This is a genomic window from Telluria sp. ZB4P37 (assembly GCF_059685855.1).
In genome coordinates this window covers 79,857-91,916 of the sequence record NZ_JCASID010000011.1, presented here as the reverse complement: position 1 = coordinate 91,916, position 12,060 = coordinate 79,857, and the positions used below count along the sequence as shown (strand labels likewise).

At 65.4% G+C, this 12,060-nt stretch carries 11 protein-coding genes; all 11 read right to left on the bottom strand.

Features of this window, described 5'->3' with window-relative positions; all coding sequences use genetic code 11:
* Positions 1–18 precede the first annotated feature (18 nt).
* The 11 genes from epsI to AC56K1_RS16915 all read right to left on the bottom strand — a co-directional run bounded on the left by epsI (position 19) and on the right by AC56K1_RS16915 (position 12,031).
* On the bottom strand, positions 19–711 hold the full coding sequence (gene epsI / locus AC56K1_RS16965) for an exosortase-associated protein EpsI, B-type (RefSeq protein WP_497158965.1): 693 nt from the start codon (positions 709–711) through the stop codon (positions 19–21).
* The gene (gene xrtB, locus AC56K1_RS16960) at positions 708–1,673 is read right to left on the bottom strand and encodes an exosortase B (RefSeq protein ID WP_497158964.1); all 966 of its coding nucleotides are present in this window, start codon (positions 1,671–1,673) and stop codon (positions 708–710) included. The genes epsI and xrtB overlap by 4 nt, the downstream gene beginning before the upstream one ends.
* Position 1,674: 1 nt before the next feature.
* Positions 1,675–2,544 (bottom strand): chain length determinant protein tyrosine kinase EpsG, encoded by an 870-nt coding sequence (epsG, locus tag AC56K1_RS16955; RefSeq protein WP_497158963.1) that lies wholly within the window; start codon positions 2,542–2,544, stop codon positions 1,675–1,677.
* 47 nt (positions 2,545–2,591) lie between these two features.
* Entirely contained in the window at positions 2,592–3,998 is a 1,407-nt protein-coding gene (gene epsF, locus AC56K1_RS16950) for a chain length determinant protein EpsF (protein WP_497158962.1), read from the bottom strand.
* 66 nt (positions 3,999–4,064) lie between these two features.
* Complete coding sequence (gene epsE / locus AC56K1_RS16945) at positions 4,065–4,853, bottom strand: polysaccharide export protein EpsE (RefSeq protein ID WP_497158961.1); 789 nt, start codon at positions 4,851–4,853, stop codon at positions 4,065–4,067.
* 44 nt (positions 4,854–4,897) lie between these two features.
* Entirely contained in the window at positions 4,898–5,950 is a 1,053-nt protein-coding gene (locus AC56K1_RS16940; protein ID WP_497158960.1) for an EpsD family peptidyl-prolyl cis-trans isomerase, read from the bottom strand.
* A gap of 125 nt (positions 5,951–6,075) precedes the next feature.
* Positions 6,076–7,167 (bottom strand): GDP-L-fucose synthase, encoded by a 1,092-nt coding sequence (gene fcl, locus AC56K1_RS16935; protein ID WP_497158959.1) that lies wholly within the window; start codon positions 7,165–7,167, stop codon positions 6,076–6,078.
* Between the two features lie 2 nt (positions 7,168–7,169).
* Positions 7,170–8,285 carry a GDP-mannose 4,6-dehydratase gene (gene gmd / locus AC56K1_RS16930; RefSeq protein WP_497158958.1) on the bottom strand — a complete coding sequence of 372 codons (1,116 nt, stop codon included), beginning with the start codon at positions 8,283–8,285 and terminating at the stop codon, positions 7,170–7,172.
* Between the two features lie 280 nt (positions 8,286–8,565).
* Positions 8,566–9,948 (bottom strand): undecaprenyl-phosphate glucose phosphotransferase, encoded by a 1,383-nt coding sequence (locus AC56K1_RS16925; protein ID WP_497158957.1) that lies wholly within the window; start codon positions 9,946–9,948, stop codon positions 8,566–8,568.
* 22 nt (positions 9,949–9,970) lie between these two features.
* The gene (gene epsL / locus AC56K1_RS16920; RefSeq protein WP_497158956.1) at positions 9,971–11,191 is read right to left on the bottom strand and encodes an XrtB/PEP-CTERM-associated polysaccharide biosynthesis outer membrane protein EpsL; all 1,221 of its coding nucleotides are present in this window, start codon (positions 11,189–11,191) and stop codon (positions 9,971–9,973) included.
* Between the two features lie 39 nt (positions 11,192–11,230).
* Positions 11,231–12,031, bottom strand: coding sequence for a CAAX prenyl protease-related protein (locus tag AC56K1_RS16915; protein WP_497158955.1), 801 nt, complete (start codon positions 12,029–12,031; stop codon positions 11,231–11,233).
* Between the last annotated feature and the right edge of the window lie 29 nt (positions 12,032–12,060).

The following is a 12,060-nucleotide window of genomic DNA, read 5'->3' as shown; positions in this document are numbered from 1 at the left end:
TTGCCGACGATCCTTGCCTTAGCCCTGGGCCGGGCCGGCGCCGACCAGGCGGGTACGGTCGCGCGGCGCCATCACGCCCAGCATTTCGGTGACGAAGCGGTCCTGCACCCGGTAGGCCTGGGTCTCGTCGGCCTGGATGGTCGAGACGCGCACCAGCATGCCGTCCGGGACTTCGCCCGACAGGCCGTAGGCGAGCTTGCGCAGCTTCTGCTGCAGGCCGGCCTTGGTGGCATGCTCGCCGATCGTGATCCAGTAGGTGATCGGCTCGTTGCGCTCGTGCAGGCGCGCGACCAGGCGCTTGACCGGCACCTCGCCGAAGCTGGTGGGCAGCGCACCGTCGCCCTGCTTGAGCATCTGGAAGCCCTGGGCCACGTAGCAGACCTCGGGCAGGTGCAGCTGCAGCGACTTGCTCTGGTCGCCGCCGTAGGCGATCGACAGCATCACGCGCTGGCCCTGGCGGTTGACATAGGTGCGCGACAGGGTTTGGTCGTAGATTTTTTCCAGCATGCCCTGCTGCTCAGGGTCCGGGGCGAGCGGCACCACCGAGGGGTCGATGGTCCAGTCGCCGAAACGGGTGGGAATCATTTGTTCCAGGCTGAAGCGCTCGTGGGCCTGCGGGGCGCGCGCCTTGGGCGTGAGCGCCACGGTCAGGGCCGAGGTGCCGGCCATGGCCGCGCCCAGCACCAGGCTGATGGCGAAACGGCGGTTCATGTCGCCTCCTTCATGGCGGGCCTGCGCGTGGAACTGTCGGGGCCGTCCCCGCCGCTGCCGCCATGCGTTTCGCGCCGCTTGATCCACCACTGCAGGCTCGAATCGACCGCCAGGATCAAGAGCAGCGCGGTGACGAACAGCACCATGCCGGCGAAGCCGTGCAGGAAGCCCTGCCCTGCCGCGTCGCCGAAATAATAGGTAATCAAGGTTAAGGTGATCACGCGGATCACGTTGGCCAAGAACGAGATCGGGATGATCAGGATCGCCAGGCCGATGTTACGGAAGGCCGAGGGGTGACGCATCAGGTTCAGGTAGAACAGCCCGAGCGCTTCCAGCGTCAGGAGGGTCTGCAGGCCGGCGCAGGCGTCCGCCACCAGCAGCTGGTATTGGCCGATCTGCAGCACCACGCCGGAGCGCGAAATCGGGTAGCCCAGCCCGAACAGGATGCTTTCCGTCGCCCAGGACACGGCCATTTTCATGGGCATGGTCACGGCGGCCACCAGTTCGCCCGGCAGCGGCACCATGAACAGCATGAAGAAGAAAGGGAACCACAGCAGGCGCAGCGTTTTTGCGCCGAATTTCAGCAGCACGACGGCGCCCATCACCATCATGATCGAGCCGACCTCGAACATGAGGATGTTCTGCGAGCGGCCCAGCAGGTGGATCACCAGGCCTACGGCCAGCACCGGCCACCCAAGCCAGTTCGGGCGTGCCGGATCGGCCACCGCCATCGCGTCAAGCCACTTGCGCCAGATCAGCCAGACGGCCAGGAAGAAGATGATCGGACCATGGCCCTGTTCCTCGCCGACCCAGGCGCCGGTGAACAGCCGGTAGAAGGTGGGAATGAACAGCGCCGCCAGCCCGGCCAGCACCGGCCACCATTCGGGCAAGGCCGTGCGCAGGTTGCCGGCCGGGCCTGGCGCTGGCCGGGCCGCCGCATCGTGCGGGGTCGCCGTGGCCATCTCAGAACTCCACCACCACGGAACCGACCACTTCCGCGCCGGACTCGGCCATCTGCTCGGCCATGCGGCTGATGCTCGCCACGCGGGTACGGTGCTTGCAGGCCACCAGCAGCACGCCACCGGCGCGCCCGGCCACGGCCAGTGCGTCGGCACCGGCCGCGAACGGCGGCAGGTCGTACAGGACCACGTCGTAGCGGGATTCCAGCTGGGTATTGAGGTTGCGGAAGCCCTCGCGCGCCAGCAGTTCCTGCGGGTTGGGCGGCAAGGTCCCGGCCGGCATCAGGGACAAATCGACGAAGGCCGGCACCCGCTGGATCACGTCGAGGTCGGCACGGCCGGCCAGCAGGTCGGACAGGCCCTGGCGCGGCTTGACGCCGAACATTTCTTGCTGGCGCGGGCTGCGCAAATTGGCATCCACCAGCAGGGTCTGCTCGCCGAGCTGGGAGAACACCACCGCCAGGTTCGCGGCGAACAGGCTGGAACCGTCTTCCGGGGTCACGCCGGCAATGGCCAGCGAGCGGCGCCCGCGCGCGAACCAGCGCAGCATCAGCTGGCTGCGGATCGCGCGCAGCGCCTCGACCTGGGGCGAGAACGGCTCATAGGCCGCCACCAGCTTGGGCGAGAGGTTGGCCTGCCCTTTCTGCAGATAGGGATAGGAGAACTGGCGCGCCAGCACCTGCTGGATGTCGTCCTCGCTCACCAGCCCAAGGCGCACGGCGGCTTCGCCGAAACGGATCCCGAGGTCTTTCTGCATGCGCAGCACGCGCTCGGCGTTCTCGGGCGTGAGCTTGCCCGAGTCGAGCAGCAGCGCGCCCATGCTCGAATCGGCGGCGGGGTCCAGCGGCAGGGCGGATAGCACGGATGAATTCATAATCGGTCCTCGGAGTCCTCGATGTGCTTTACTTACCGGGCCGGCCTTCAGTTCAGGCGCAGCAGGCGGCGCGGGGCCATCAAGGCGCGGATGCCGCCGCCACGGGGGCGCGACGGACGCCATTCGATGGTGCCCAGCACCGGGATGCCCAGCATGTCCTTCATGTCGCTGCTGGAACGCACCGGGCGGTTCAGCAGCTCGAGCAGCAGGGCCAGGCCGACGCCCAGGATGGTGCCCAGCAGGATCGAGACCAGGGTATTGAGCAGCACGCGCGGGCCGGACGGATCGGTTGGCGCCACCGCCGGATTCAGGATCGAGATGTCGGACTGCTCGGACTGGGCCTCGATGCGGGTCTGCGAGAAACGCTGGCTGGCCGAATCGAAGGCGCGCTGGGCGCTGTCGAGGTCTTTCAGCATCACGCCGAGCTCGTCGCGAGTACGGTTGAGCTCCAGCACACGGGTCTTTTGCGCGGCCAGCTCGGCGCGCAGCTGGGCTTCGCGCTGGCGGAAGACCTGGGCATTGGAGCCGACGCTGCGGGTGATGCTGCCCACTGCGGCATTGAGTTCCGAGCGCATCTTGCCGACCTCGGCGCTGGCCGACTGGTAGACGGGGTGGTTGCGGCCATAGCGCGAGGCCGCTTCGGCCAGCTTGGCTTCGCCGCTGGCCAGGCTCACCCGCAGGTTCTGGATCAGGGCATTGTTGGCGACGTCGGCCGAGCCCAGGCCATTGGCATTCTGCTCGCGCGAGTTCGCTTCCATCGCCTGGGTTTGCGCGGCGACCAGCTGGGCCGACAAGTCGTTCAGGCGCGAGAGCTCGACGTCGACCCGGTTGTTGTCGAGGCTGACGATGCCTTTTTCTTGCTGGTATTTCGACAGGCGCGCCTGGGCCGCTTCGACGTTGTCGCGCAGCTGCTTGGTCTGTTCGTTGAAGTAGGACGAGGCTTTCTTGGCCGGCTCGGTCTTGAGCTGGACGCTGATCTTCTGGTATTCGTCGGCAAAGGCATTGGCCACCGCCGCGGCAAAGGCCGGGTCGGCGCCCTTGAAGCTGATCTCGACCACGCTCGATTCGCGCGAAGGCAGGATCTCGAGCTTTTTCAGCAGCAGCTCGGCCAGCCAGTCGCGCACCGAACCCTTGCCTTCGCTGGCTTCGCGCCACTGGGCCTGCACCGCCGGGCTCGACGCCAGGCGCAGCGAATCGACTACCCGCAGCGCCACGTTCTTGCTGCTGATGATGTCGATCTGGGTCGCCATATAGCCCGGCATCAGGTTGCCCGGCATGGTCAGGCCGCTCACCGGGTCCACCCCCTTGTAGTTCAGCAGTACGGATGCGGTCGCCTTGTAGGTCTTCTGCTGCACCAGGCTCCAGCCCAGCGCCAGCAAGACCGTCACCAGCAGCGTCGACAGGATGATCTTCTTCCTGGCAAGAAGAATCAGCAGGAATTGATGAACGTTCATGGCCTTACCTTTGCATCAGTTGCCTTGACAGCGGGTGGACAGAAGCAGCCAGCTCAGGTCGAGCTGTTAGAACCAACTCTCGCGAATTATGATGACATCGTCGACTTGAACAGGATCGCTGGCCTTGACATTGATCGTCACCGGGTTCCCGCTGCCATCGCGGCGGGTGATCTTCATGCCGTTATTGCTGCCACGCAGGCTCAGCCCGCCACCGGCCGAGACCGCCTGCTGGACGGTCATGCCGCGCTCGAGGCGGAACGGGCCCGGACGGGCGACTTCGCCCGTGACGTAGGCTCGCGGGGCGCGCTCGACATAGATGATGTCGCCGCCAGCCACTTCGTAGTCCTTGTTCAGCTCGCCCGTGCGCACCATCTCGATGACGTCGATGGTCTCGCGCGTGGTGTTGCCGTTGCGGGTACGCACCAGGTTGATGATGTCGCCGCCCTCCCCGTGCATGCCGCCGGCCATGGCCAGCAGGTCGAGCACCTTGCGGCGCCCGTCCACCGCATAGCGGCCCGGCCGGTTGACATAGCCCAGCACCGAGACCTGCTGGCTTGCCAGCGTGGTCACCAGCATGTTGACCTGGGCCTTCTTGAGGTAGCCGCCCCTCTCGAGCAGGTCGCCGATCTTCTTCTCGGCCGCCGCCACCGGCATGCCGCCGACGGCCACCTGGCCCAGCAGCGGGAACGTGATGTTGCCGGTCTCGCTGACGCGGGTTTCGATCGAGAGGTCGGGGCTGCCGTAGACGGAGAGCTTGACCACGTCGCCAGGGCCCAGCAAGATTTCGGCCGCGCCGGCAATTCCCATGGTCAGTACGAGCGCCGTGGCCATCATCCACTTGATGAATCGTTTCATGATTGCTCCTTCAGTTCAGGGTTATCAGACGGTTTGGTGTGCGACTACTTGAGGCCGGCCACGCCACGATCGAGCGCGGCCTTGTCGGTGCCGGAGGCGTCGGCCGCCGGCGCGACCGAGTTTTGGCCGGCAACGGCGGCCGCATCCGGCCCCACGGCAGGCGCGGCCGGCGCGCCGGTCGCGGGAGCCGTCGCCGGGACGGTCGCGCCCGGCGTAGTGGCGGTCGGGGCGTATTCCTTGTTCAGGTAATCGACCTTGGCGGTACCGCGCAGGCGCTGGATCTCGGCGGCGGCCAGTTCCTTGTTTTTCTTGTTCATCAGGTACTGTCCGATCTGCGGGGCGGCCACGGCCAGCGTGACCGGCGCGTCGCGCACTTCGGCAATCGAGATCAGCATCGCGCGGTCGCCTTCCTTGACCACGAACAGCTGGCCCTTGGGCATGGCAAGCAGCTTGCCGGAGAGCTGGGGATTGAGGTCGGCGGTGCTGCGGGTAACCTGGGCGCGGCCATACTTGATGTTGCGGGCATCGAGGAAGACCGCGACTTCCTCCAGCGACTTGGCGCCGTCGGCGGCGGCGCGCACTTCCGGGGTCAGGTCGGCGGCAGCGAGGATCAGCTCGTTCATGCCGAACTGCTTGCGGTTGGCGAAGAATTGCGGGTTCTTGTTGAAATAGTCTTCCACCTCGGCCGGGGTCGGGCGCACCGGTTCACCCAGGCGCTTCTGCATGTAGGCCTGGGCGATGATCAGCGAACGGGCGCGCTCGATGGCCTGCATCACCTTCGGGTCGCGGTCGATCTTTTCCTTGGCCGCTTCGCCTTCGAGCAGCTCGCGGTCGATCAGCGCCTGCAGGATCTGCTTGCTGGCCACTGCCTGCTGCGCCGCCGGCACGCCGGCGCGCTGCATCTCCTCGTTCAGCTGCAGCACCGTGATCTCTTCTCCGTTGACGCTGGCCAGGGCCTGTCCCGGCTTGGTTTCCTTCGCCTTGTCGTTGCTGCAGCCGGCGAGGGTGGCCGCGGCGAGCACCAGCGCGGCGGTGGACAGCAGGCGCCGCGGGGTGGAAAGGGATGGGTGCTTGCTTGCAAGATGAAAGGTTTTCAAGATAGTTTCCTCGACGTTGGTGTCGGGCGCCAGCCCGTCTGTTGTTATTCGTTACCCTTTACGCGTGATCCGCCCCAGGATCAGGACTCGACCATTCTGTGTTCGCGTGTTCCATCCTCTGTACGTCAATTAACACTTTGCTGACGCACCGCTGACAGCGGGCGCATCCATGCCGCGACCGCCGCCGGGGCGGGCTCCGGCTCCTGGGCGGGCGCCGCATCGCCCTGCTGACCCGCGCGGAAGGCCTCGTAGGCACGGCACAGCCCATCCGGCAGCGCAGTCGACGCGCGCCAGCCGAGCGCGGCCAGCTTGGAGACGTCGAGCAGCTTGCGCGGCGTGCCGTCCGGCTTGCTGGCGTCGAACACGATGCGGCCGCGGTAGCCGACCGTGTCGCCCACCAGCCGGGCCAGTTCGGCGATGGTGACATCCTGGCCGGTGCCCACGTTGATGTGCGAATGCATCGGGTCGGTGTTGGCCGCATACACCTCGTGCGCCAGGTTCATCACGTAGACGCTGGCGGCCGCCATGTCGTCGACATACAGGAATTCGCGCATGGGTTTGCCGCTGCCCCAGATCACGACCTCCGAGGCATTGTTGACGGTGGCCTCGTGGAAGCGGTGCAGCAGCGCCGGGATCACGTGGCTGTTCTCGGGGTGGTAGTTGTCGCCGGGGCCGTACAGATTGGTCGGCATCACGCTGCGGTAGTCGGTACCGTACTGGCGGTTATAGCTCTCGCACAGCTTGATGCCGGCGATCTTGGCCATCGCATAGGGCTCGTTGGTCGGCTCAAGGATGCCGTTCATGAGATATTCCTCGCGAATCGGCTGGGCTGCCAGGCGCGGGTAGATGCAGGAGGAGCCGAGGAACAGGAGTTTCTGCACCCCGGCGCGCCAGGCTTCGTGAACGACATTGGCCTGCACCATCATGTTGTCGTAGATAAATTCCGCCGGATAAGTATTGTTGGCATGGATGCCGCCCACTTTGGCTGCGGCCAGGTAGACCTGGTCGATGCGCTCGCTGCGGAAGAAGTCGCGCACCTGGGCCTGGTCGGTCAGCTCGAGTTCGTCGTGGCTGCGGGTGACGATGTCGGCCTGGCCTTGGGCGCGCAGGACGCGCACGATGGCCGAGCCGACCAGGCCGCGGTGGCCGGCGACATAAATGCGCGGCTTGCTGTGTTGTGTGCTTTGTTGCGGCGAGGGCTGCGGATTGTTCAACACGTTTACTCCAGTGAAAGTGCAACGTTGTAACCATGCGATGCGAGCAGCTTGTGGCGGCGCGCCGTGTCAAGGTCATGCGCCACCATCTCGTGCACCATGGCTTCGAAACTCGTGGTCGGTTCCCAGCCCAGGCGCTCGCGGGCGCGGCCCGGGTCTCCCAACAGGCTCTCGACCTCGGTGGGACGGAAATACTGCGGGTCGACCGCGACGATCGGCTGGCCCACGGCCACCCCTGGGGCACGGTCGCCCGCGACGCCCGCCACCAACCCGCGCTCGTCCACGCCCTGCCCTTGCCAGGCGATCGTGATGCCGAGCTCGCGCGCGGCCACCTCGACGAAATCGCGCACCGAATACTGGCGGCCGGTGGCAATCACGAAGTCTTCCGGGTGGTCTTGCTGCAGCATCAGCCACTGCATCTGGACGTAGTCGCGCGCATGGCCCCAGTCGCGCAGGGCGTCGAGGTTGCCCAGGAAAAGCTGCCGGTCCAGGCCCTGGGCGATATTCGCAAGGGCGCGCGTGATCTTGCGGGTGACGAAGGTCTCCCCCCGCCGCGGGGACTCGTGGTTGAACAGGATGCCGTTGCAGGCATACATGCCATAGGCTTCGCGGTAGTTGACGGTAATCCAGTAGGCGTAGAGCTTGGCCACCGCATACGGGCTGCGCGGATAGAAGGGCGTGGTTTCGCGCTGCGGCGTTTCCTGCACCAGGCCATAGAGTTCGGAGGTCGAGGCCTGGTAGAAGCGGGTCTTTTTTTCCAGCCCCAGGAAGCGGATGGCTTCGAGCAGGCGCAGGGTGCCGATGCCGTCGACGTCGGCCGTGTATTCGGGCGATTCGAACGACACCGCCACATGGCTCATGGCGCCCAGGTTGTAGATTTCATCGGGCTGGACCTGCTGCACGATGCGGGTCAGGTTCGAGGTGTCGGACAGATCGCCGTAGTGCAGGATGAGGCGCGGGTTGTCGGCGTGCGGGTCTTGATAGATGTGGTCGATGCGGGCGGTGTTGAACAGGGAAGCGCGGCGCTTGATGCCATGCACCTCGTAGCCCTTCTCGAGCAGGAGCTCGGCGAGGTAGGAGCCGTCCTGGCCGGTAACTCCCGTAACGAGTGCTTTCTTCATCTTGTTGTCCCTGTTGTACCCTGCTCAGCAATGAGCGTGGACCGGAAGGCGAACCGGCAAGTTGCAAACTCATCAACGATTCTACGCAGGCCTGGTGGCCCTGCAAACAACTGTCCAATCGTGCGCACCAGTTTTAAGGCGAGTTTAAGCGTTTTTTTACTTTCCCGAACTTACTGCAGAGTTAGCGAAAAATAGGAGCACGTTGCATACAGTTAATTGATAATCATCAAATCCGCTACCGTCCCCGACCCTGGTTCGATGCCTGCCTTGCCGTGCAAGTTCAGTGCGCGTTCTCGCGGGTCAGCACCACCTTCACCGTCTTCAGGATGATCCACAGGTCCAGCCACAGCGACCAGTTGCGCAGGTAGTCAAGGTCGTACTGGATGCGCGCTTCCATCTTGTCGAGCGTGGCGGTTTCGCCACGCAGGCCGTTCACCTGGGCCCAGCCGGTAATGCCCGGGCGCACCTTGTGGCGCAGCATGTAGCCCTTGATCAGCTTGCGGTACTGCTCGTTGTGGGCCACGGCGTGCGGGCGCGGGCCGACCAGGCTCATGCGTCCCTGCAGCACGTTGATGAATTGCGGCAGTTCGTCGAGCGAGGTGCGGCGCAGGAAGGCGCCGATGCGGGTCACGCGCTGGTCGTTGGCCTTGGCCTGCACCACGTTGGCGCCGTCCTCGGTCACCGTCATCGAGCGGAACTTGTAGACATAGATTTCTTCGCCGTACAGCCCATAGCGGCGCTGCCGGAAGATGACGGGACCGGGCGAAGTCAGCTTGACGGCCACCGCGGTCACCACCATCAGCGGCGCCAGCAGCAGCAGGATTATGCTGCCGATCACGACGTCGCTGCCGCGCTTGAGCACGCTGTTGAAGCCCATGAAGGGCGTCTCGCTGATCGCGATCACCGGCATCCCGCCCACGGTGTCGAAGCGCGCCTGCATCAGGTCGAACACATAGACGTCGGGCAGGAAATACACCGAGGCCGTGGTGTCCTTCAGCTCGTCGACCAGCTTGCGGATGCGCGGCTGGGCCGAGATGGGCTGACTGACAAAGATCATCTTGATATGTTGCTGGCGCACATAGGCGCAGACGTCAGCCATGCCGCCCAGCACCGGATAGCACAGCGCGGCCGGCCGGCGCTCGTCGGCGCGGTCCTCGAAAAAGCCCTTCACGTCCATGAACAAATTCGGCTGCTGGTCGCACACCTTGGAGAACTTGATGCCGACGTCGTTGCAGCCGACCACCACGATCGAGCGCACCTCGCGCGAACGGTCGCGGCTGCCCGTGGCCTGGCGCACGGCCAGGTGGCTGGCCAGGATGGCGAGCGGCGTGGCGACGAACCAGGCCAGCAGCACGCGCTCGTCGTAGAAATATTTCAGGCCGCTGGCCGAGCCCAGAAAGTAGAGCACTGCGACGGTCAGGCACCAGCCGAAGATGGTATCGCGCGCATACGCCAGCATGCGGCCGCTGCGCCAGGTGCGGTAAGGGTCGACATGCTGGTAGACCGAAGAAGAAATGAAGAAGGCCAGGACCATCAGCACCAGCGAATACCCCGAGAATGGCTCGCCGTAATATAGCGTGGCCAGGTACAGGGCCCCCATGATGATCAGGGGGTCGAGTACACGCTGGAAAAACGAGATAATCGGGATATCGTTGACCGTCATATCTTACTTTGCAGGCTGTGCGTCAGAACAGCACATTTGCGTTCACCATCACGGTGTTCGCATCGAAGCTCCCCAGGCCCAGTGCCTGCGAGCCGCTGCGCTGCTGGTGCTGCCAGCCTGCCGTTACCGCCACCTTGCGCTTGACCTGCCAGGTGGCGCGCACGCTGGCGCGGCGCAGCGAGTCGGTCAGGTCGCCGCCGCCGTTGAAGCTGGCGCGCGGGTTGTAGGCCCGCTCCTCATAGGCGGCGTCGGCCTCGACCTTGATCTTGCCGGTAGCAAACCAGGTAGCGCCGATGCTGGCGCCGCGGTTGAGCGTATAGCTGACGATGGTGCTCTCGATCGGTGCGAATTCGCGCCACAGGGAAGCCTCGTAGGCGAGCTTGCCGCGCGGGGTGTAGAAGGCGTTCAGGCGGCCGTTGAATCCGCTGGTCTTGCCTTCGCCGAAAGACGGCTGCTCGCGCCGCACATAGCCGGCCAGGGCTTGCAGCCGGGTGGTGCCGGTGCCGATCCAGTTGACGCGCACCTTCAGCTCGTCCTGGGTGAAGTCGTCGTTCAGGGCGCCGGCGACCGCGTTCGGGCGGCGGAACGGGTATTCGCCCTTGAGGCGGCGCGCCACCAGGCCGATCGAGCTGCCGGTGCGCGGCGTGTACAGCAGCTCGGCCTCGCTGGCGCGCTCGGTGCGGTTGTTGAAGCGCTGGCGCAGCAGCTCGTACTCGAAGCGGTCGCGCGTGAAGCCGGTGCGCACTTTCCAGCTCGGGTGCATCTTGTAGCCGGCGTCGAACCACTGGCGGCGCTGCTCGCGCACGTTGCGCTCGTCGCTGAAGAAGTCGGTGTACGGCGCCAGGGTGCGCTCATACTTGGCGCCGGCCTGCCCTTCGAACTTGTTGCCCAGTTCCCAGAACCAGGTGCCCTGCAGGTCGCGACCATCGTAGTCGAGCTGCTTGAAATAATCGAACTTCACCTTCGAGGCCTTGGCCACGATTGCTACCCGCTGGCGGCTGATGCGCTTGTTGTAGACGGCGCCGGCATCGAGCTGGCGCCAGCGGTCGCTGCGTTTGCCGCCAAAAGCAGGACGGTCGTCGGGCACGCGCAGCAGGTTGTCGTCATAGCCCCAGCCGATGCCGCCATACAGGCGCAGCCCTTCCTCCTGCTGCTGGGCAAGGGCCTGGGCGGCCGGGAAGATGATCAAGGCGCCGGCGAGGGCGGCGGCGACGGGGCGTAGGCGTAGGCGTAGGAGCGTCATCTTGTTTGTCTTTTCTGAAGTCATTGCGCTTGGCGGGATTTACCAGAAGGTCCAGTTGCCGGTGCCGACGACCCACACGCCCAGCACGCCGTTGGTGACAGCATGGGCGAGCACCGCCGACCACAAGTTGCGGTAGCGAATATAAAGAAAGGCGTAGGCCAGCCCGGCGACGATGCCGGCCAGCCACAGGTTGTGCTCGAATCCGAACAGCAGGCTCGACACCAGCACGGCCTTGAGGCCCACGCGCGCCGGTTCGACCGCCTCGAAATCGGATGCTTCGACCCAGCGCATCAGGAAGGAGCGCCAGAACAGCTCTTCCATGAGGGGCACGACCAGGGCGGCGCCGGCAATGCGGACCGCCACCAGCAGCCAGTCGATGCTGCCGTCCGTGGAGGGGTTATAGCCTTCACTCACGCCGACCGTCATCCAGGGCGTGTCGAGATTGACCCATAGCACGAGCACCAGCAGGCCGGCGCCGACGCTGCCCAGCAGGACTTCCGGCTTCGGCAGAGGCACATGGAGTTCGTGATAATGGCGCCAGAAGGCGGCCAGCAGCAGCGCGACGCTGCCTGCCTGGACCGGGTAAAGCCAGCGCAGCGCGGCACGTTCGATGCCGGCGCGCTCGAGCATGTCACCGAGGACGATGAAGAAAATGAAGACGCCGAAAGGCAGGATGCGTACCCAGGCGGCGCGGCTAAGGAGGGGGGTAACGAGCGCAGCCGTGGAAGGATGCGCGGAAGGATGAGCGGCCGGTTGCCCGCCGGACTGGCGGCCGGCGCCTTGGCCAGGATGGGGGCCACGGACAGGTGGAGCGGTACGGGAATCGTTGTGCTCGGTCATGTCCGTGTTGGCAGGCCCTGGCCTGCTTG

Excerpts from the sequence above, each read along its gene's own strand:
- xrtB (WP_497158964.1), bottom strand. The coding sequence starts at position 1,673 with ATGGCCACGGCGACCCCGCACGATGCGGCGGCCCGGCCAGCGCCAGGC.
- epsG (WP_497158963.1), bottom strand. The coding sequence starts at position 2,544 with ATGAATTCATCCGTGCTATCCGCCCTGCCGCTGGACCCCGCCGCCGAT.
- AC56K1_RS16915 (WP_497158955.1), bottom strand. The coding sequence starts at position 12,031 with ATGACCGAGCACAACGATTCCCGTACCGCTCCACCTGTCCGTGGCCCC.
- epsL (WP_497158956.1), bottom strand. The coding sequence starts at position 11,191 with ATGACGCTCCTACGCCTACGCCTACGCCCCGTCGCCGCCGCCCTCGCC.
- epsI (WP_497158965.1), bottom strand. The coding sequence starts at position 711 with ATGAACCGCCGTTTCGCCATCAGCCTGGTGCTGGGCGCGGCCATGGCC.
- epsE (WP_497158961.1), bottom strand. The coding sequence starts at position 4,853 with ATGAAACGATTCATCAAGTGGATGATGGCCACGGCGCTCGTACTGACC.
- AC56K1_RS16925 (WP_497158957.1), bottom strand. The coding sequence starts at position 9,948 with ATGACGGTCAACGATATCCCGATTATCTCGTTTTTCCAGCGTGTACTC.
- gmd (WP_497158958.1), bottom strand. The coding sequence starts at position 8,285 with ATGAAGAAAGCACTCGTTACGGGAGTTACCGGCCAGGACGGCTCCTAC.
- epsF (WP_497158962.1), bottom strand. The coding sequence starts at position 3,998 with ATGAACGTTCATCAATTCCTGCTGATTCTTCTTGCCAGGAAGAAGATC.